This window comes from Cupriavidus sp. SZY C1 (assembly GCF_032190535.1).
Taxonomy (GTDB): domain Bacteria; phylum Pseudomonadota; class Gammaproteobacteria; order Burkholderiales; family Burkholderiaceae; genus Cupriavidus; species Cupriavidus pauculus_C.
The window spans coordinates 1-19,714 of record NZ_JAUANU010000010.1 but is presented as its reverse complement, the minus strand read 5'-3'; the positions used below and the strand labels follow the sequence as shown (position 1 = coordinate 19,714).

The window sequence follows — 19,714 nt, the reverse complement described above, 5'->3', positions numbered from 1 at the left end:
GTCAGGCTCCTTGGATGGGTTGCGGTTGTCGATCGGTCCGGCCATCCAGTATAGGAACTGCGGCGGACATTGCACGTCCGCCCGATGGCCGAGGGCGGCGCCGGTAGCGCGTTCGTCACTCCCTCAGTCGGGCCGCTCCAGGTCGGCGATCACGGCACGCAGAAAGCGCGCGGCCTCGCCGCCCGTGACCACGCGGTGGTCGAACGTCAGCGACAGCGGCATCACGCGGTGCACGGCCGGCACGCCGCCGGCGGCCACCACCTCGTCGCGGATGCGGCCGGCGCCCAGGATCGCCACGGTGGGCGGCACCACGATGGGCGCGGCATAGCGGCCGGCGATCATGCCGAAGTTCGACAGCGTGATGGTGTTGCCACGCATCTCCTCGGGCGCGATGGTGCGCGCCTTGATGTCGGCGCGCATCCGTTCCAGCCCGGCGCGCAGGTCGGCCGCGTCCCGCTTGCCGACGTTGCGCAGCACCGGCACGAACAGCCCCTCGGGCAGGTCCGCCGCGATGCCGACGTCGATCCGTTCCAGCAGGTGCCGATGGCCGGTGCGCCCCTCGTACCACGCGTTCAGCGCCGGCTCGGCGCGCACGCCGGCCACCAGCGCGCGCACCAGCCGGATCGTCACGTCGTGGCCGGCGGCGGTGGTTCCCACGGTCTGCCATGCGTGCAGGTCGGCATCGTCCATGACCGTGGCCGCCGCCACCTCGCTCTGCGCGCGCGCCATGTTCTGCGCCATCGCGCGCCGCACGCCGCGGACCACCTCGGCCGGACCCAGTTCGGACAGCGTGGTGGCCACGCGCTGCACATCGGTGGCCGTGATCACGCCGTCGCGGCCCGACGGCGTGACCATCGCCAGATCGACCGACAGCTTGCGCGCCAGCGCCCGCACCGCCGGCGTGGCGCGCAGGCCGTGGCCGCCGTGGATGCCGGCGGCGCCCACGCGGGCCGTGTCCTCGCGCACCACGTGCGTGCCCACCTTGACGGCGCCCACGACCGTGCCCGCATCCTCCGACGCGCCCGCGCCCTCGAAGCCCACCAGCGGCGCGCCCAGGTGGACGATGTCGCCGGGCCGGGCGAACAGCTTTTCCACGCGCCCGCCGAACGGCGACGGAATCTCGACGATGGCCTTGGCGGTCTCCACCGACAGCAGCGGCTGGTCGGCGTCGATGGCGTCGCCGGGCTTCACGTGCCACGTCACGATCTCGGCCTCCTGCAACCCTTCGCCCAGGTCGGGCAGCTTGAAGATCCGCATGGTCGTCTCCTGTCGTCTCCGGTATTCTTGGCTGGTTCCCGAGCGGGCCTACGCCGCGTCCAGCGCGCGCCGCGCCGCGTCCACAATCTGCGCCACGGACGGCAGGTAGCTGTGCTCCAGCCGCGCCAGCGGCACCACGGTGTCGTAGCCGGTCACGCGCTGCACCGGCGCGCTGAGCGAGTAGAGCCCGGCATCGGCCAGGTTCGCGGCAATCTCGGCGCCCACGCCGGCCGTGCGCGGCGCCTCGTGCACGATCACGCAGCGGCCGCTTTGCGCCACCGATTCGAGGATGGTCTCCATGTCCAGCGGCTTCAGCGTCGCCACGTCGATGACGGCGGCCGAGATGCCGTCGTCGGCCAGCTGGTCCGCGGCGGCCAGCGTCTCCTGCACCATGGCGCCCCAGCTGACCAGCGTGATGTCGCTGCCTTCGCGCAGCGTGAAGCATGCGTCCAGCGGCAGTGCCTCGCCGTCGTCGGCCACCTCCTGCCGGAACAGCCGGTAGAGCCGCGTCGGCTCGAAGAAGATCACCGGGTCGGGGTCGCGGATCGCGGCCAGCAGCAGCCCGTAGGCCCGCGCCGGCGACGATGGCATGACCACGCGCAGGCCGGGGATATGCGCGAACAGCGCCTCGGGGCTTTCGGAGTGATGCTCGGGCGCGTGGATGCCGGCGCCGCTGGGCGCGCGCACCACCAGCGGACAGGTCAGCCGCCCGCGCGTGCGGTGCCGCAGGTGGCCGGCGTGGTTCAGGATGTTGTCGATGGCCGGGTAGATGAAGCCCGCGAACTGGATCTCGGCCACGGGCTTGAGACCCATCGCCGCCATGCCGATGGCCGCGCCGACGATGCCGCCTTCGGCCAGCGGCGTGTCGATGACGCGCGCCTCGCCAAAGCGCGCCTGCAGGCCGACCGTCGAGCGGAACACGCCGCCGTTGACGCCGATATCCTCGCCCAGCAGCACCACGTCGGGGTCGTGCGCCAGCGCGTGGGCCAGCGCCAGGTTCACCGCTTCCACGAGATGGAGTTCAGCCATGATCGGTCTCCGTGGCGGGGTCGGCGTAGCGTCGGGCGGTATCGAGCTGGTCGGCCAGCGCGGCCGGCAGCGTCTCGTACAGGCAATCGAACATCGCGGTGACGTCGGGGTGGGGCAGGTCCAGGTACGCCTGCACCGCCGCGCCGACGGCCGCCTGGGTCTCGCGCACCAGTGCCTCCTCGCGCGTGGCATCCCACGCGCCCACGCTGGCCAGGTAGTCGCGCAGCCGCTTGATCGGCTCCTGCCGCCACGCTTCCTTGACGGTGGCCTCGTCGCGGTAGCGCGACGCGTCGTCGGCCGTGGTGTGGTCGCCCAGCCGGTAGGTGACGGCCTCGATCAGCGCCGGCCCCGCGCCGTCGCGCGCCCGTTCGATGGCCGCGCCCGCGCGCTCGCGCACGGCGATCACGTCGTTGCCGTCCACCTGTTCGCCGGGAATGCCGGCCGCGATGGCCTTCTGCGCCAGCGTGGCCGCCGCCGTCTGCCGCGCGCGCGGCATCGAGATGGCCCACTGGTTGTTGTTGATGACGATGACCAGCGGCACCTGCCACGCGCCGGCCATGTTCATGCCTTCGTAGAACGCGCCGTTCGACGTGCCGCCGTCGCCGATGATGCAGACGGCCACGCGTGGCTGCTGGCGCAGCTTGAACGCATAGGCCACGCCGGCCGCATGGCCCACCTGGGTGCCAATCGGCACGCAGTTGCCAAAGTCGTGCGGCACCGCCGCAAAGCCGCTGCCGCGCTCGTCGCCGCCCCAGTACAGCAGGCTCTCGGTCATCGTGACGCCACGCACGAACTGCCCGGCGTGGTCGCGGTACGACGGGATCAGCACGTCGTCCGGCCGCATCGCCATCGCCACGCCCACGCCAATCGCCTCCTGCCCCAGCGCCGACGCAAACGTGCCGATCTGGCCCGTGCGCTGCATCGCGATGGCCTTCAGGTCGAACTGCCGGGTGAGCACCATGGCGCGATAGAGCGGCAGCAGCGCGGCCGGGTCGCGGGCAAAGTCGGGAAGGTCGGGGGCAGGGCTGCCCTCGGGGGAGAGGTAGCGGGTAAATCCAATGTCAAAGCGCGCAACAGTGCCCATGTGGTGGTCCCCTTGTGGTTCGCTGTGTCCTGTGCGGCGCAGCATCTTGTGGACGCTGCTGCCTTCGACTATAGGGCAGGAATCCGGGAAGGGGGTGTGCGGTGGCGCACGGGCTGAGGACGGCCGAGGCTCAGCAGCAGGGCGCCCATATGCGCTCCCCGCATATCGCCCCGCTTTTTTGTTCGTTGTCTGCGGTGCCGCGCGTCCCTACAGTGCAAGGCTTGTGCTTGCCCCCAGGAGCCGATTCCGCCATGACCGTTGCCGTAGCCACCCGCCAGGATTTCGAGATTCGCCCGCTGGGTGCCGCGCTGGGTGCCGAAGTCGTCGGGCTGGACCTGAGCCAGCCGTTGTCCGACGATGACTTCCGCCGCATCCATCGCGCGCACCTGGATCACCACGTGGTGGTGTTCCGCGACCAGCGCATCACGCCAGACCAGCAGATTGCGTTCAGCCGCCGCTTCGGGCCGCTGCAGATCCACGTGCTGCACCAGTTCCAGCTTGCCAACCATCCCGAGATCCTGATCGTGTCGAACGTGCTGCGCGACGGCAAGCCAATCGGGCTGGGCGATGCGGGCCATTTCTGGCACTCGGACCTGTCGTACAAGGAAAAGCCGAGCCTCGGCTCGCTGCTCCACGCCATCGAACTGCCGGCCGAGGGCGGCGACACGCTGTTCGCCAACATGCACGCCGCGTACGACGGCTTGTCCGACGCGCTGAAGCGCCGGGTCGAAGGGCTGACCGCCGAGCACACGTATCTGGCGCGCTACGCCGAACTGCAGCAGCGCAGCCCGTGGCGGCCCAACCTGACGCCCGAGCAGATCGCGCAGGTCCGGCCCGTGGTGCATCCCGTGGTGCGGACGCATCCCGAAACGGGCCGCAAGGCGCTGTTCGTGAGCGAGCATTTCACGACGCGGATCGTCGGCCTGCCCGAAGCGGAAAGCCGCGCGCTGCTGGACGAACTGTTTGCGCACAGCGTGCAGCCCCGGTACGTCTACCGCCACTACTGGCGCGCGCACGACCTGGTCTTCTGGGATAACCGCTCGCTGCTGCACCTGGCCGGCGGCACGCCGGACCACCTGCGCCGCGTGATGTACCGCACGACGATCGAGGGCGACACGCCGTTCTGATCTTCGCCCGCCCGTCTTCCACTCTTCCATCCCGCGTCCCCGGAGCCTTTCGCATGTCCCTGATTGCCCTTGCCACCACCTTTTCGCGCCGCGCCACGCTGGCCGTGCTGACCGCCGGCCTGGCGCTGTCCGGCACCGCGCACGCGGAGGGGCGCATCCGCATCGCCGAGCAGTTCGGCGTGGTGTACCTGCTGCTCAACGTGGCGCGCGACCAGCAACTGATCGAGAAGCACGGCAAGCAGCAGGGCGTCGATATCCAGGTGGAATGGACGCAGCTGTCGGGCGGCGCGGCCGTCAACGACGCGCTGCTGTCGGGCGCCATCGACATCGCCGGCGCCGGCGTGGGCCCGCTGCTGACGCTGTGGGACCGCACGCACGGCCGCCAGAACGTCAAGGGGGTGGCGTCGCTGGGCAACTTCCCGTACTACCTGGTCTCGAACAATCCCAAGGTGAAGTCGATTGCCGACTTCACCGACAAGGACCGCATCGCGCTACCGGCCGTGACCGTGTCGGTGCAGTCGCGCGTGCTGCAACTGGCGGCGGCCAAGCAGTGGGGCGACAAGGAATTCAACCGGCTCGACAAGTGGACCGTGGCCGTGCCGCACCCCGATGCCGCGGCGGCGATCATCGCCGGCGGCACGGAAATCACGGGCCATTTCGGCAATCCACCGTTCCAGGAGCAAGAGCTGGCCGGCAACCCGAACGCGCACATCGTGCTGAATTCGTACGACGTGCTTGGCGGGCCCAGCTCGGCCACCGTGCTCTACGCCACCGAGAAATTCCGCAACGACAATCCCAAGACCTACCGCGCCTTCGTTGACGCGCTGGCCGAGGCGGCCGCGTTTGCGACCAAAAACCCCGAGGCCGCCGCCGACCTGTACATCCGCGTGAACAATGCCAGGATCGACCGTGCGCTGCTGGTCAAGGTGCTCAGGAACCCGCAGGTGCAGTTCAAGATCACGCCGCAGAACACGTTCCCGCTGGCCGCGTTCATGCACCGCGTGGGCGCCATCAAGAACCAGCCGAAGTCCTGGCAAGACTACTTCTTCCAGGATGCCGCCACCGCGCAGGGGAGCTGACATGGCCGAGGCCCATCCCGCCGGCACGCGCCTGCGCGTCGTGCCCCAGCCGCAGCCGCTGCTGGAAGTCGACCACGTATCGCTGGAATACCGCACGCCGCAGCGCGTGGTACGGGCCACGCACCAGGTCAGCTTCGACGTCCATGCGGCCGACCGCTTCGTGCTGCTGGGGCCGTCCGGCTGCGGCAAGTCGACGCTGCTGAAGGCCGTGGCCGGGTTCGTGCCCGCCGCCGAGGGCGAGATCCGGCTCGACGGCCGCCGCGTGCAGGCGCCCGGGCCGGACCGCATCGTCGTGTTCCAGGAGTTCGACCAGTTGCCGCCGTGGAAGACGGTGCGGCAGAACGTGATGTTCCCGCTGCGGCAGGCGCGTGGCTTGTCGAAGGCGGAGGCGGCGGACGTGGCCATGCACTACCTCGACAAGGTTGGGCTGGCCGCGTTTGCCGATGCCTTTCCGCACACGCTGTCGGGCGGCATGAAGCAGCGTGTGGCCATTGCCCGGGCGCTGGCCATGCGGCCCAAGGTGCTGCTGATGGACGAGCCGTTCGCGGCGCTGGACGCGCTGACGCGGCGGCGCATGCAGGAAGAACTGCTGGCGCTGTGGGACGATGCCGCGTTCACGCTGCTGTTCGTGACCCATTCGATCGAGGAAGCGCTGGTGGTTGGCAGCCGCATCCTGCTGCTGTCGCCGCATCCGGGCCGCGTGCGCGCCGAGCTGAACAGCCACCAGTTCACGCTGGCCAGCCAGGGCAGCGCGGAATTCCAGCTGGCGGCGCAGCGCATCCACGCGATGCTGTTCGAGACGCCGGTCGATGCCGCGCCGGCCGTTGCCATCCCCAATGCGAGGCATGGATCATGACCACCGCTCATCCCGCACTGCGTCCGGAGTACGAACGGGCGCTCGAACCGTTTACCGCCGTGCCGGTGTCGCGCGCGCTGCCCTGGCCGCGCCGGCTGTGGCAGCAGGGGTGGCTGCGCAAGGCCGTGATCCTGGCGCTGCTGGCGCTGGCGTGGGAAATCATCGCCCGCATCCAGGACAACGACCTGCTGCTGCCGACCTTCCTGTCGACCGCGCGCGCGTTTGCCGACGCCATCGTCAGTGGTGAGCTGCCCGGCAAGGCGCTGGTGTCGCTGTCGATCCTGCTGCAAGGCTACGCGGCCGGCGTGGCGCTGGCGTTCGTGCTGACCACGCTGGCCGTGTCCACGCGCGCCGGCCGCGACCTGCTGGACACGCTGACCGCGATGTTCAACCCGCTGCCGGCCATCGCGCTGCTGCCGCTGGCGCTGCTGTGGTTCGGGCTGGGCACCAGGAGCCTGGTCTTCGTGCTGATTCATTCGGTGCTCTGGCCGCTGGCGCTGAACACGTACGCCGGGTTTCGGGGCGTGCCCGAGACGCTGCGCATGGCCGGGCGCAACTATGGCCTGCGCGGGCTGCGCTATGTGGTGCTGATTCTGGTGCCGGCCGCGCTGCCGGCCATCCTGTCCGGGCTCAAGATCGGCTGGGCGTTCGCGTGGCGCACGCTGATCGCGGCGGAACTGGTGTTCGGCGCGTCGTCCGGCAAGGGCGGGCTGGGCTGGTACATCTTCCAGAACCGCAACGAGCTCTACACGGATCGCGTGTTCGCGGGGCTGGCGACCGTGATCCTGATCGGGCTGGCCGTGGAAGGGCTGGTGTTCGCCACGCTGGAGCGCGTGACCGTGCGCCGCTGGGGCCAGCAGCACTGACGCGGAAGCCCCAGGTTGCTGCGGCGCGCCTTGTCGATGCCATGCGCCCGGCGTATCGTGACGGGCCATGACGACAATCCATCCTGCCGCGGCCCAGGGTTTCTCGACCCAGGCCGACACCTACGCCCGCGGGCGTCCCGACTATCCCGAAGCGCTGGGCCACTGGCTGCGCGACACGCTGGGCGTGGCGCCCGGCGCCACCGTGGTGGACCTGGGCGCCGGCACCGGCAAGTTCACGCGGCTGCTGGTGCCATCGGGCGCCAGCGTCGTGGCGGTGGAACCGGTGGACGCCATGCGCGCCCAGCTTTCCGCCCGCCTGCCCGACGTCCGCGCCCTGGCCGGCAGCGCCGAATCGATGCCGCTGGCCGACGCCAGCGTCGACGCCGTGGTCTGCGCGCAGGCGTTCCACTGGTTCGCCAACGCCGCCGCGATGCGGGAAATCCATCGCGTGCTCAAGCCGGGCGGCCGGCTGGGCCTGATCTGGAACGTGCGTGACGAAGCCACGCCATGGGTGGCGGCGCTGACGGCCATCATGACGCCCTACGAGAGCGACGCGCCGCGCTTCTACAAGGGTGACTGGAAGCGGGTGTTTCCGGCGCCGGGCTTCGGTCCGCTGGCGCTGGCGCGCTTTCCGTACACCCACACCGGCGCCCCGGCGCAGGTCATTGTCGACCGCGTGATGTCGGTCAGCTTTATCGCGTCGCTGCCGGCCGTGGAGCAGGACGCCGTCCGCGCCCGCCTGCAGGCAGTCATCGACACCGACCCGGCGCTGCGGGGCCGCGACGTGGTGGCCTTTCCGTACAGCACCGAAGCGTACTGCTGCACGCGGGAGTAGTCAGGCCGCCGGGGCCAGCCGGGCCCGGTAGCGGGCGGCCAGCACCTGGCTCAGCCCCAGCGCCAGCACCGCGCTGAGCGCGGCAAACAGGTAGACGGTTGGATAGCCGCCCTGCTTGGCGATGAAGCCGGCCACGGGGCCGATCAGCCCCAGCGCGAAGTCCAGGAACAGCGCATAGGCGCCCAGCGCCGCCCCCCGGTTGGTGGCCGGCACGCGCTTGACGGCCTCCATGCCCAGCGCCGGGAACACCAGCGAGAAGCCGAAGCCCACCACGGCCGCGCCGGCCAGCGCCTGCCACGGCGCGTGGGCCATCCAGATGATCGCCAGCCCGGCCGCTTCCACCGCGAACGACACCAGCGCCACGGGATAGCCGCCGAACTTGCCGATGGCATCGGCCATGACCAGCCGGGTCAGCACAAAGCAGACGCCCAGCGCGGTCAGCGCCAGCGCCGCGTTCTGCCAGCCGTGGCTGGCGTAGTAGAGCGTGATGAACGCGGTGATCACGCCAAAGCCGACCGAGCCCAGCGCCAGGCACAGCCCGAACGGCGTCATCGCGCGGAACACGCGGCGGAAGGGCAGGCGGTCGCCCTTGAGGATCGGCACCGGCGCGCGGTGGCGCGCCAGCAGCAGCGCCGCGCCGGCCACCAGTGTGGTCACCACGCCAATGGCGGCCAGCCCGCCCCAGTGCGCCAGCACCACGCCCACGGGCGCGCCCACGGCCAGCGCGCCGTACGTGGTGATGCCGTTCCACGAAATCACCTTGGCCGTATGGCGCGCACCGGCGCTGCCGATGCCCCAGGCAATCGTGCCGGTCGTCACCAGGCTCTCGCCGGCGCCGAGCATCAGCCGGGCCGCCAGCAGCCACGCCAGCCCGATCCAGTCCGTGCCGGCGCACAGCGCGGCCACCAGCGTCAGCAGGCCGCTGCCGGTGACCAGCGCCAGGCCGGTCAGCACCGAGCGCTTGGGGCCCTGCGTGTCGCACAGCGTGCCGGCCCACGGCCGGCTCAACAGCGTGGCCAGGTACTGGATGCTGACGGCCAGCCCGGCCAGCACGGCGCTGTAGCCCAGATCGCCGTGGACGAACCCCGGCACGACCGCGATGGGCAGGCCCACCGCCAGATAGGCAATGAAGTTGAAGGCAACAACGGAAAGGATGCGGCGGGTGACGTCGCCGGTTTCGGCTTCGCCATGCGGCGGCGTGGCCGGCAAGGAACTGGGGGCGGACATTGGGTGATTCGGAGGGCGCTGTGTGGGCCGGGGTATCGCCGAACCTGTACGACGACTCAGGGAAAACCCGGAAGGCGCCATGATACGGCAATGCAGCAATTTGCGTACGCCCGATACCGCCGGGTGGTCCGATTGACAACACTTTGGCCGTTCTATACGGTGGACGCCCGTTCCGATTGGCCTGCCGCCCATCCCTGCATCCATGCCACGCAAAGCCGCCCAGCTCTCCGAAGCCGACAAGCACGCCGCCGAGGGAGGCGCCGTGGCCGTGGACCGGGCGCTGTTCGTGCTCTCCGTGTTCCGCGAGGGCGATACGTCACTTGGCCTGGCCGAACTGGCCCAGCGCAGCGGCCTGTACAAGAGCACGCTGCTGCGGCTGCTGGCGTCGCTGGAACATGCGCGGCTGATCCAGCGGCTGGCCGACGGCCGGTATGCGCTGGGCGCCGAGATCGCCCGGCTCAACGCGGTCTACGCGGCGTCGTTCTCGCTGGAGCAGGTGGTCATGCCGGCGCTGCGCGAACTGGTGCGGGTGACGCGGGAATCGGCCGCGTTCCACGTCGAGCAGGGCGAACACCGGCTGTGCCTCTACCGCGTGGATTCTCCCCAGCCGGTGCGCGACCACATCCGCGCCGGCGACCTGCTGCCACGCAACCGCGGCGCGGGCGGCCGCGTGCTGCGCGCGTTCGCTGGCGCCCGCGGCGAGATCTACCAGAAGATCCGCGACGAAGGCGTGATCGCGCTGGTGGGCGACCGCAGCCCTGATATCGCCGGCGTCTCGGCTCCGGTCTTCGGCCCCAACGGCGAACTGAAGGGCGCCCTGACGCTGACCTGTCCCACGCCCCGCTTCAGCAACGCCTTCCGCCAGCAGGTGCTGGACGCCGCCCGCGCCCTGACGCGCACGCTGGGCGGCCGGTTTCCGGAGGTGGTAGCGGGCGAGGCGGCGGTGGAGGGGCGCGCGGGGGAGGATTGATTTTCTTTCTCCCCTCTCCCGCGCGCGGGAGAGGGGTCGGGGGAGAGGGCTTGGCGGTACAAAATCCGACCGGTCGTGAATGAACGGCTGACCCTCTCCCCCAGCCCCTCTCCCGCAATGCGGGAGAGGGGAGCCAGACAGCGGTTCGTCAACCGTTGCAGGCTACAGCCACCCCCACCACACCACCCGCCACCCCCGGCTTGCCGGGGGTGCGCCGCAGCGCCGGCGCGGGCTATGATGCGTGTTTTGCCTCGTTTCAATCCGGCGTTTTCGCGGCCTGCCCTTTACGGGTTAACGTGGATAACGGCAGCCGCCCCCGGTAGCTTTAAGAGGAAACCGATTCCCGTGCACCTGGCTCAGCAGACGATTCTGGTCGTCATGATGGTGGTGTTCTCCAGCACGCTGGTCATGGCGGCGGGGCTGGTGCTTGCGCTGCGCGCGAGTGCTGCCGGCCGGCTATGGGCGGTGGGGCACGTGGTGGCGTCGGGTGCCGGGCTGGTGGTGGCGGCCAGCGCGGCCGAGGGCTCGCTGCATCTGGCGGCGCTGGGGGCCGGCGCCTACCTGATCGGCCGGCTGACGATCTATCGCGGCGTGCGCGTCTACTACGGGCTGGCCGACCACGCGGTGCCGCTGCGGGTGACTGGCCTGGCCACGCTGGCGTTGCTGCTGCTGGTCAGCGGCCTGGCCGACGCCCGGCTGCTGCTGCACGGCGTGGCCTACGGCATGCTGGCGATGATCTCGTTCAGCACCATCGTGACGATGCTGCGGGGCCGCCGCGGCCGCACCAGCATCGGCGGGCCGCTGGTGCTGGCGTCGCACCTGGTCCTGCTCGGCTCGCAGGTGGCGGCGCTGAGCTACGGCGCGGCGTTCAAGGGGCTGGCGATCACGCCGTTCTTCCTCCAGACCAGTACGTCGGTCTGGCCGCTGGCGCCGCTGGTGGCCGTGCTGCTGGGCCTGTTCGGCTTCAGCCTGATGGCGATGGAGCAGATCATCGCCCGCAACGAAAGCGGCGCCCGGCTGGACGCGCTGACCGGCCTGCTCAACCGCGGCGCGCTGGACATGACGGCCATCGGCCTGGTGGCGCGCTGGCAGCGCGACGGCGACCCGCTGTCGTGCCTGGTGATCGACGTCGATCATTTCAAGCGCGTCAACGATCGCCACGGTCATCACGCCGGCGACCAGATCCTGCGCGACATTGCCGCCGCGCTGGACAACTCGCGGCGCGCCTCCGACATCGCCGCGCGCTACGGCGGCGAGGAATTCTGCATCCTCTGCCCGCATACCGACGAACACCAGGCCACGGCACTGGCCAACCGCATCCTGCGCAAGGTGCGCGCCATCGCGCTGCCCGACGGCGATGGCCCGGGCTGCGGCCATGCCAGCGTCAGCATCGGCATCGCCCAGTTGCAGGGCGGTGCGTCCAGCCGCGAGGCGCTCTGGCGCGGGCTGTTCGCCGATGCCGACCGCGCGCTCTACATGGCCAAGAAGCGGGGCCGCGACCAGTTCGTGCTGGCCTCGCACATGCGTCCCGAGCCCGACACGGCCGACACCGCGCTGCCGGTGGCGGGCGAGTCCGACTGCATCACGCCGGCCTGAGCCACGGCGCGCGCGCCGCTACAGCACCCGGCCGAACCACCACATCGACAGCAGCGCGGCGCAGGTGGCCAGCAAGGCCCCCAGCGCGGCGAAGAACGCGGTGACCTCCACCTGGTCGCGCTTGCCGTAGCTGAGCCGGGCGTTGATGGCCCGATAGATCGACTTGAGCCGCGACGCATCCTCCAGCCGGAAGTACTCGGCGCCGGTGACATCGGCCACCTGCTCCAGCACGGGCTCGTCGAGCTTCACGCGGGCCGACATGCCGTCGGCCTTCAGCACCACGCCCTCGGGCGTACCCACGCCCACCGTGTAGATGCGCACGCCATTGGCGGCGGCCAGCTGGGCGGCCAGCGCGGCGCCGGGGCCGGCATTGCTCTCGCCGTCCGAGAACAGCACGATGGCGCCGGACGCGTACGACCCCGGCGCCACGCCGTCGCTGTCCGGGGCGAACGGCCTGGACTTCGGGCTATCGTCGTTCATCAGCCGCGCGGCGTCGTCGGCCAGTTGCGGCATCAGCGCGGTCAGCGCAATCAGCAGTCCGTTGCCCAGCGCGGTGCCGCCCTGCGGCTGCAGCTTGTCGATGGCGGCGGCCACGTCGTCCTTGCGCCGGCTTGGCGCCTGCGCCACGGCTGCCGTGCCGGCCATCGCCACCAGCCCCATGCTCACGCCCGACGGCTGCGCGTCCAGCAGCACCTTGGCCGCGTTCTGCGCGGCGCGCAGGCGCGTGGGCTTGACGTCCGGTGCCCGCATGCTGCCGGACAGGTCGATCACCAGGATCACGGTCTCGATGCGCGACGGCAGCATCATCACGGCCTGCGGCCGCGCGATGGCGACGACGAACGCGGCCAGCGCCAGCAGCGCCAGCACCGGGGCCACGTGGCGCCGCCAGCCGGTGACGGGCTTGCCCGCCGCGCCGGTCATCCGCAGCGTGGGATATTGCGCGCGCGCGCGGCGCCGGCGCGCATCGAGCCAGACGTAGCCCGCGGCCACCAGCACCACGCACGGCAGCAGCCAGAGCATGATGGGCCACAGGAAGCTGAAGACGGGCAGGCGCCCGATGGCGTCGATCACGCTGTACCCCGGTTGGCTTCGCGCGCGCCGCCAACCCGTCGGCTGCGCTGGCGGGCAAACTGCAGCAGCGCCAGATCGAGCCGGGTGTCGGTGGACAGCGTCAGGCAGTCCACGCCCGCGCGCACCAGCGCCTGATGCAGTTCGGCCTCGCGCGCCTCGGCCATCGCCGCAAAGCGCTTGCGAAAGCCCCGGTCGTGCGTGTCGACGAACAACTGCTCGCCGGTCTCGGCGTCCTGCATCACCACCAGCCCCAGGTCGGGCAGCGCCCGTTCCAGCGGATCGACCAGCCGCACCGCCACCACCTCGTGCCGGCGTGCCAGCAGCGCCAGCGCCGCCTGCCAGCCCGGCGCGCTGATGAAATCGGACACGACGAAGATGACCGAGCGCCGCCGCGCCACGGCGCGTGCGCGATTGAGCAGGTCTTCCAGCCGGGTGTCGCCGGGCGCGGCGGGCGACGTGGCGTGCATGCGGTCCAGCAGATGCAGCAGGTGCCGGCGGCCGGCGCGCGCGGGCACCACCGCCGGGCTGGTGTCGGCCGCGCCGCCATAGAGCACGGTGCCCACGCGGTTGCCGTAGCGCGTCAGCAGCAGCGCCATGACCGTGGTGAAATCGGCCAGCAGGTCGCGCTTGCGCACGGTGCCGGAGCCGAAGTCGATCGACCCGCTCAGGTCTAGCAGGAACCACACGGCCACCTCGCGATCCTCCTGGTACTCGCGCACGTGCGGCACCTGCAGCCGCGCGGTGACGTTCCAGTCGATGTGGCGCACGTCGTCGCCGGGGTGGTATTCGCGCAGGTCGGCCAGGTCCAGCCCGAAGCCGCGGAACAGCGTGCGGTAGTCGCCCTGCAGCAGGCCGTCCAGGCGGCGCACGACGGTCCATTCCAGCCGGCGCAGCAGCGCGTCGGTCTGGCGGGCGCCCAGGTGCGCGGCGGCCGGGCTGGCCGGTACCACGGCCAGCGGCGGCGCCTGGCGGCGCTTACCGCGCAGCAGCCCGAACATGGGATTCCATCGGCCGCTCGGGCACCGGCAGCGCTTGCAGGATGCGGGCGACGAGCTGGTCGGCCGTCACGGCATCGGAGATGGCCTCGTACGACAGCACCACGCGGTGGCGCAGCACGTCGGGCACCAGGTCGATCACGTCCTCGGGCAGCGCGTAGTCGCGCCCGCGCAGGAACGCCAGCGCGCGGGCGCCCTCGATCAGGCCGATGGTCGCGCGCGGGCTGGCGCCGAACGACACGTAGCGGTCCAGGTCTTCCAGCCCGTAGCCGCCGGGTTTGCGCGTGGCCGCCACCACGCGCACTGCGTACTGGATCACCCCCGGGTCCACGTACACCTTGCGGCACTCTTCCTGCAGCGCCGCCAGGTGCTCGGGCGTGGCGATGGGGCTCACGGCAATGCGCGGCCCGGTGACGCGGTTGACGATGACGACCTCTTCCTCCTCGCTGGGATAGCCCACCAGCACCTTCATCATGAAACGGTCCACCTGTGCCTCGGGCAGCGGGTAGGTGCCCTCGGTCTCGATCGGGTTCTGCGTCGCCATGACCAGGAACGGCGACGGCACCGGATGCGATTCGCCGGCAATCGTCACCTGCTTTTCCTGCATCACCTCCAGCAGCGCGCTCTGCACCTTGGCCGGCGCCCGGTTGATCTCGTCGGCCAGCAGCAGGTGGGCGAACACGGGCCCGCGCACGGTGGAGAACTCGCCGGTGCCCTGGTTGTACATGCGCGTGCCGATCAGGTCGGCCGGCAGCAGGTCGGGCGTGAACTGGATGCGCTTGAACGTGCCGCTCATGGTGCGGGCGAGCGTGTTGACGGTCAGCGTCTTGGCCAGCCCGGGCACCCCTTCCACGAGCAGGTGGCCGCCGGCCAGCATCGCCACCAGCACCCGCTCCAGGAAGTGGTCCTGGCCAACCACCACGCGCTTCACCTCGTACAGCAGGCGTTCCATCAGGCTGGCGCTGTCAGGGGCGCCCCGGGATTGGTCGTTCATAGGCCTCCGCGTCTAGAAGGGTGAGGAACCAAGGGCCATGCCGGCACTTTCGATCGTGATGGCAAAGCCGATGCCAAGGAAGGTGCCGCTCGGATTCGGGTTCAGGATGGCGGTGACGATGCCCACCACCTCGCCGTTCATGTTGACCAGCGGCCCGCCCGAGTTGCCGGGGTTGGCCGCGGCGTCGAACTGGATCAGCTTGTCCAGGTTCTGCTTGCGGTCGGGCGACACGAACTGGCGGTCCAGCCCCGAGATCACGCCCGCCGATACCGATGGCCCGATGCCGAACGGAAAGCCGACGGCCACCACCTCGGTGCCCGGCACCAGCGCCTGGCTGGAGCCCAGCGTGGCGGCCGGCAGGTCGTCGGGGATCGACTTTGGCTGGACGATGGCGAGGTCTTTCTCGGGAATGGCCTGCAGCACTGACGCCTCGGACGTCTGGCCATTGTGGAAGCGCACTTCCAGGCGCGTGGCGTCGGCCACGACGTGGTAGTTGGTGATGATGGTGCCGCTCTCGGTGACCACCACGCCCGAGCCAATGTGGCGCGCTTCCGACTTGCTGGCCGGGGTGTCCTTGCCCTTGGGCGCTTCGACGATGGCCGATTCCTCGCGCGGCGACGGCGGCGTCTTTGGCGCCGCCTTGCCCTTGGCCTCGGGCTGGCCGCGCCGGGGCTTGGGTGCCGGCTTGGCTTCAGGCGGTTTCTCGGCCGGCTTTTCCGCGGCCTTGTCGGGCGCATAGCTGCGGATCTCGACCACCGATTCGCGGATGGCCTCGGCGGCGCGCGCGGTCTGCGAGGGCAGGGGCTTGGTCTGGAGGGTGTGCATCACGGCGGCGTCGATATCCGCCTGGGTGAGCTTGCGCGGGGGTGGCTGCGTGAGCCACGCGACACCGACGCCGGCGGCAAAGACCAGGGCGACGGCCATGGAAACCAACCCGTAGATCGTCACGCGTTTCATCGCTACCCCTGGTTGCCATCGCGCCGTGGAAAATACAGTACCATCCTCTTACCCACGCGCCAAGGAGCAGGGCATGCAGTTTCTCTGGCCGCAAATGCTCTGGCTGCTGCTTTTGCTACCACTGCTGGCGGCCGCCTATCTGTATCTGATCGCCCGGCGCAAGAAGGCGGCCCTGCTCTATGCCAGCCTTGCATTACCGCGCGCCGCGCTGGGCCCCGGCCAGCGCCTGCGGCGCCATATTCCCCCCGTCCTTTTCCTGCTGTCGCTTGGCGCGGCGCTGCTGGCGTGCGCGCGGCCGAGCGCCACGATCACGCTGCCGTCGGACACCATCACGCTGGTGCTGGCCATGGATGTATCGCGCAGCATGGAGGCCACCGACGTGGCCCCGACGCGAATCGCCGCGGCGCAGCAGGCCGCGCGCGACCTCGTGGTGGGGCTGCCGTCGAGCGTGCGGCTGGGCATCGTCTCGTTCGCGGCCACGGCCGCCCAGGTGCTGGCGCCGACCGAGAACCGGCAGGACATGCTTGACGCGCTGGACCGCTTTCAGTTGCAGCGCGGCACGGCCACCGGCAGCGGGCTGATCCAGGCGCTGGCCGTGCTGTTTCCCGACGACGGGATCGACCTGGAGGCCGTGCTGTTCAACGATGCATCGGTGCTGGGTGGCCGCCCGGCCACGTCGCTGGACGAGGCCGCCGCGGCCGATGCCGCCCGCAAGCGCGAGAAGCAGCGCCAGCCGGTGCAGCCAGGCACCTATCGCCACGGCGCGGTGATCCTGCTCAGCGACGGGCGCCGCACCACGGGCCCCGATCCGCTGGATGCCGCGCGCATGGCCGCGCAGCGCGGCGTACGTGTCTACACGGTCGGCTTCGGTTCGGTGCAGGGCGGCGCGGTGCCGGGCGAGCCGGTGCTGTCGTACTTCATGCAGCTCGACGAACCGGCGCTGCGCGCGGTGGCGACGATTACCGGCGGCGAGTACTTCCAGGCCGGATCGGCGGCCGACCTGAGCCGCGTCTATCGCCAGTTGAGCGCCCGCTTTGCACTGGAACGGCGCGAGACCGAGGTTGGCGCGCTGTTCGCGGCGGCTTCCGGCCTGCTGTTGCTGCTGGCCGGCGCGCTGTCGCTGATCTGGTTCCGGCGCTGACGGGGCGCCGCCTGTGAGGAATGCCGGCGATACGGACACCCGGTCGTCATGCGCCGGGCGCCGCCGGCATCACGCCACGCCGAGCACCGCCTTGGTTTCCAGGAACGCTTCGATCCCGTAAGTGCCGTATTCGCGGCCGAGCCCCGACTGCTTGAACCCGCCGAACGGCGCGGCCGGATCGTGCGCGACCGTATTGACCAGCACGCGTCCGGCGTCGATGCGGCCGGCCACCTCGCGGGCGCGCGCCGGGTCGGCGGACACCACGTACGCCTGCAGCCCGTACGGCGTGTCGTTGGCAATCGAGATGGCGTCCGCCTCGTCGCGATAGGTCAGGATCGACAGCACCGGCCCGAAGATTTCCTCGCGGGCAATCGTCATGTCGTTGGTGACGTCGCTGAACACCGTGGGACGCACGAACCACCCGGCGCCGATGCCGGCCGGCCGCCCCTCGCCGCCGGCAATCAGCCGCGCACCCTCGGCAATGCCGACGCGGATGTAGCGCTGCACGCGCTGCCACTGCTTCTCGCTGACCATCGGCCCGATCGTCGTGGCAGCGTCGCGCGGGTCGCCCGCGCGGACATCGGCCATGGCCGACACCAGGCTGGCCTCGAACGCTTTGAGCCGCGCCTGCGGCACCAGGATGCGCGTGCCGGCGATGCACGCCTGCCCGCTGTTCATGAAGCCGGCCTGCAGCGCCAGCGTCGCGGCCTGCGTCAGGTCGGCATCGTCCAGCACGATCACTGGCGACTTGCCGCCCAGTTCCAGCGTGGTCCGCTTCAGCGATTCGGCCGCCGTGCGCAGGATGCCCTTGCCAACGGCCGTGGACCCCGTGAACGACAGCTTGGCCACGTCCGGGTGCGCCACCAGCGCCGCGCCGACCGTATCGCCCCGGCCGGTGACGATGTTGAACACGCCGCGCGGCACGTCGGCCGCGTGCAGCGCCTCGGTCACCACCTGCGTCTGCAGGCCGCTCATTTCGCTCGGTTTCACCACGGCGGTGCAGCCGGCCGCCAGCGCCGCCGCCAGCTTGCCGGTGATGAAGCCGGCGTCGTTGTTCCACGGCGTAATCAGCCCGGCCACGCCAATCGGCTGCATTACCACTTCCGACGTGCCCACGCGGCGCGTGAACGGGTAGTTTTCCAGCACGGCGGCGGCGTCGCGCAGCACCTCGCTGGCATGGCGCGCCATCCACCGCGCGCGCGACGCCGGGGCGCCGTATTCCTCGACGATGGCCTCCAGCAGGTCGTCCTCGCGGGCACGCACGGCCTCGTGCATGCGGCGCAGCATGTCGACCCGCATCTGCGGCGACGTGCGCGAGAACGCCGGGAACGCGCGCCGGGCGGCGGCCACGGCCAGGTCGGCGTCCACGGCATCGGCCAGCCGGACATGGCCGATCACGGCCTCGGTGGCCGGATTGAAGAGGTCGAAGCGCTCGTCACCGTGCGGTGTGACAAAGGCTCCGTCAATGTAGATCCTGTCGATGCGATGCATGGTGTATGCCTGAGACGTGGTTGCGTTGTGACCAAGATAGGCCGTGGGCATTGTGTTGACTAGACATACAATCGTATATGTCTCGTTAAACGATTTAGGACAATGCGTACTTCGGGTCTGGGAGAGCTGGAAGCCGTGCTGGCCGTGGCGCGCCATCGCAGCTTCCGCGCGGCGGCGGCCGAGATGGGCGTGTCGACGTCGGCGCTGAGCCATGCGGTGGCCGCGCTGGAGTCGCGCATCGGCGTGCGGCTGTTCAACCGGACCACGCGCAGCGTGTCGCTGTCCGAAGCCGGCGCGCAGTTCGTGGCCAGTGTGGCGCCGGCCTTGTCGACAATCCGCGACGCCATCGACCAGGCCGGCAGCCTGGGCAGCCAGCCGTCCGGCACGCTGCGGATCAACACGTCGGCTGGCGCGGCGCACCAGGTGATGCCGGTCTTCGTCGCGTTCCTGGCGCGCTATCCGGACGTGAGGCTCGACATCGTCACCGAGGGCAAGCTGATCGATATCGTCGTGGAGGGCTTCGACGCGGGCATCCGGCTGGCCGGCACGGTGCCGCAGGACATGGTGGCCGTGCCGTTCGGCGACCGCCAGCGCTTTGCCGTGGTCGGCAGCCCGGCCTACTTCGCCAGCCATCGCAAGCCGCGCACACCGGCCGACCTGAAGGGCCACCAGTGCATCCGCAGCCGGATGCCGAGCGGCACGATCTACCAGTGGGAATTCGAGCGCCACGGCGAAACGGTGCGCCTCGACGGCCCCGGCGCGCTGACGCTCGACGACGCCGGCCTGATGCTGGCCGCGGCGCGTGCGGGCGTGGGGCTGGCCTACCTGACCGAATGGAACGTGGCCGCCGACCTGGCAGCCGGCACGCTCGTGCGCGTGCTGGAAGACTGGACGCCCCCGCTGGACGGGCTATGCCTGTACTACCCGAGCCGCCGCCATGCACCGGCGGCGCTGCGCGCGTTGATCGCGGTGATCCAGGAACATGCGGCCGGGCAGCGGGAGGGGCGGCGGGGGAGGGGGTGAGCGTGGGTTTTTGCTCCCCTCTCCCGCTGGCGGGAGAGGGCCATCGCTCGGTGGCGGAAAGAAATTTTGGTTCTTCCACCCACTTGCTTTCATTCGGCACTTCAGGAAGTGTGGGT

Annotated in this window: 18 protein-coding genes; 9 read left to right on the top strand and 9 right to left on the bottom strand. The window is 70.6% G+C overall.

Going from position 1 to position 19,714, the window contains the following annotated elements; translation table 11 throughout:
* Positions 1 to 123: 123 nt before the first annotated feature.
* From QTN24_RS16265 to pdhA, 3 genes are read right to left on the bottom strand one after another with little or no spacing between them, the layout of a single operon-like run.
* On the bottom strand, positions 124 to 1,257 hold the full coding sequence (locus QTN24_RS16265; protein ID WP_124686269.1) for a dihydrolipoamide acetyltransferase family protein: 1,134 nt from the start codon (positions 1,255 to 1,257) through the stop codon (positions 124 to 126).
* A gap of 48 nt (positions 1,258 to 1,305) precedes the next feature.
* The gene (locus QTN24_RS16260) at positions 1,306 to 2,286 is read right to left on the bottom strand and encodes an alpha-ketoacid dehydrogenase subunit beta (protein WP_313838264.1); all 981 of its coding nucleotides are present in this window, start codon (positions 2,284 to 2,286) and stop codon (positions 1,306 to 1,308) included.
* Positions 2,279 to 3,370 carry a pyruvate dehydrogenase (acetyl-transferring) E1 component subunit alpha gene (pdhA, locus tag QTN24_RS16255; protein ID WP_313838262.1) on the bottom strand — a complete coding sequence of 364 codons (1,092 nt, stop codon included), beginning with the start codon at positions 3,368 to 3,370 and terminating at the stop codon, positions 2,279 to 2,281. The genes QTN24_RS16260 and pdhA overlap by 8 nt, the downstream gene beginning before the upstream one ends.
* A 251-nt stretch (positions 3,371 to 3,621) precedes the next feature.
* Here pdhA and QTN24_RS16250 point away from each other — a divergent pair, with 251 nt between their 5' ends.
* From QTN24_RS16250 to QTN24_RS16230, 5 genes are all read left to right on the top strand, one after another.
* Positions 3,622 to 4,497, top strand: coding sequence for a TauD/TfdA family dioxygenase (locus QTN24_RS16250; protein ID WP_313838260.1), 876 nt, complete (start codon positions 3,622 to 3,624; stop codon positions 4,495 to 4,497).
* A gap of 53 nt (positions 4,498 to 4,550) precedes the next feature.
* A complete protein-coding gene (locus QTN24_RS16245) occupies positions 4,551 to 5,576 on the top strand; it encodes an ABC transporter substrate-binding protein (RefSeq protein WP_313838258.1) in 1,026 nt (341 codons plus the stop codon).
* Between the two features lies 1 nt (position 5,577).
* Positions 5,578 to 6,432 (top strand): ABC transporter ATP-binding protein, encoded by an 855-nt coding sequence (locus QTN24_RS16240; protein ID WP_313838256.1) that lies wholly within the window; start codon positions 5,578 to 5,580, stop codon positions 6,430 to 6,432.
* Complete coding sequence (locus QTN24_RS16235) at positions 6,429 to 7,298, top strand: ABC transporter permease (protein ID WP_313838254.1); 870 nt, start codon at positions 6,429 to 6,431, stop codon at positions 7,296 to 7,298. Before QTN24_RS16240 ends, QTN24_RS16235 begins: the two co-directional genes overlap by 4 nt.
* A gap of 67 nt (positions 7,299 to 7,365) precedes the next feature.
* Positions 7,366 to 8,133, top strand: coding sequence for a class I SAM-dependent methyltransferase (locus tag QTN24_RS16230; protein WP_313838252.1), 768 nt, complete (start codon positions 7,366 to 7,368; stop codon positions 8,131 to 8,133).
* Here the strand turns inward: QTN24_RS16230 and QTN24_RS16225 are convergent, their stop codons facing one another.
* Positions 8,134 to 9,360, bottom strand: coding sequence for an MFS transporter (locus QTN24_RS16225; RefSeq protein ID WP_313838250.1), 1,227 nt, complete (start codon positions 9,358 to 9,360; stop codon positions 8,134 to 8,136).
* 202 nt (positions 9,361 to 9,562) lie between these two features.
* Here QTN24_RS16225 and QTN24_RS16220 point away from each other — a divergent pair, with 202 nt between their 5' ends.
* Both QTN24_RS16220 and QTN24_RS16215 read left to right on the top strand, forming a co-directional pair.
* The gene (locus QTN24_RS16220; RefSeq protein ID WP_313838248.1) at positions 9,563 to 10,330 is read left to right on the top strand and encodes an IclR family transcriptional regulator; all 768 of its coding nucleotides are present in this window, start codon (positions 9,563 to 9,565) and stop codon (positions 10,328 to 10,330) included.
* 345 nt (positions 10,331 to 10,675) lie between these two features.
* Positions 10,676 to 11,926, top strand: a complete 1,251-nt coding sequence (locus QTN24_RS16215; protein ID WP_124686279.1) for a sensor domain-containing diguanylate cyclase — start codon at positions 10,676 to 10,678, stop codon at positions 11,924 to 11,926.
* A gap of 18 nt (positions 11,927 to 11,944) precedes the next feature.
* Here QTN24_RS16215 and QTN24_RS16210 read toward each other — a convergent pair whose 3' ends face one another.
* From QTN24_RS16210 to QTN24_RS16195, 4 genes are read right to left on the bottom strand one after another with little or no spacing between them, the layout of a single operon-like run.
* Positions 11,945 to 12,997, bottom strand: a complete 1,053-nt coding sequence (locus QTN24_RS16210; protein WP_313838245.1) for a VWA domain-containing protein — start codon at positions 12,995 to 12,997, stop codon at positions 11,945 to 11,947.
* Complete coding sequence (locus tag QTN24_RS16205; protein ID WP_313838243.1) at positions 12,994 to 13,995, bottom strand: DUF58 domain-containing protein; 1,002 nt, start codon at positions 13,993 to 13,995, stop codon at positions 12,994 to 12,996. The genes QTN24_RS16210 and QTN24_RS16205 overlap by 4 nt, the downstream gene beginning before the upstream one ends.
* Positions 13,973 to 14,986: a MoxR family ATPase gene (locus QTN24_RS16200; RefSeq protein ID WP_313838241.1), complete on the bottom strand. Its 1,014-nt coding sequence runs from the start codon at positions 14,984 to 14,986 to the stop codon at positions 13,973 to 13,975. Before QTN24_RS16200 ends, QTN24_RS16205 begins: the two co-directional genes overlap by 23 nt.
* Before the next feature lie 12 nt (positions 14,987 to 14,998).
* Positions 14,999 to 15,943, bottom strand: a complete 945-nt coding sequence (locus QTN24_RS16195) for a S1C family serine protease (RefSeq protein WP_313838239.1) — start codon at positions 15,941 to 15,943, stop codon at positions 14,999 to 15,001.
* 73 nt (positions 15,944 to 16,016) lie between these two features.
* Here QTN24_RS16195 and QTN24_RS16190 point away from each other — a divergent pair, with 73 nt between their 5' ends.
* Positions 16,017 to 17,084, top strand: a complete 1,068-nt coding sequence (locus tag QTN24_RS16190; protein ID WP_124686284.1) for a VWA domain-containing protein — start codon at positions 16,017 to 16,019, stop codon at positions 17,082 to 17,084.
* A 69-nt stretch (positions 17,085 to 17,153) separates the two neighbouring features.
* On the opposite strand, the gene QTN24_RS16185 is transcribed toward QTN24_RS16190, so the two are convergent.
* A complete protein-coding gene (locus QTN24_RS16185) occupies positions 17,154 to 18,575 on the bottom strand; it encodes an aldehyde dehydrogenase family protein (protein WP_124686285.1) in 1,422 nt (473 codons plus the stop codon).
* A 102-nt stretch (positions 18,576 to 18,677) separates the two neighbouring features.
* Here QTN24_RS16185 and QTN24_RS16180 point away from each other — a divergent pair, with 102 nt between their 5' ends.
* The gene (locus QTN24_RS16180; protein WP_313838235.1) at positions 18,678 to 19,598 is read left to right on the top strand and encodes a LysR family transcriptional regulator; all 921 of its coding nucleotides are present in this window, start codon (positions 18,678 to 18,680) and stop codon (positions 19,596 to 19,598) included.
* The last annotated feature ends 116 nt before the right edge of the window (positions 19,599 to 19,714 follow it).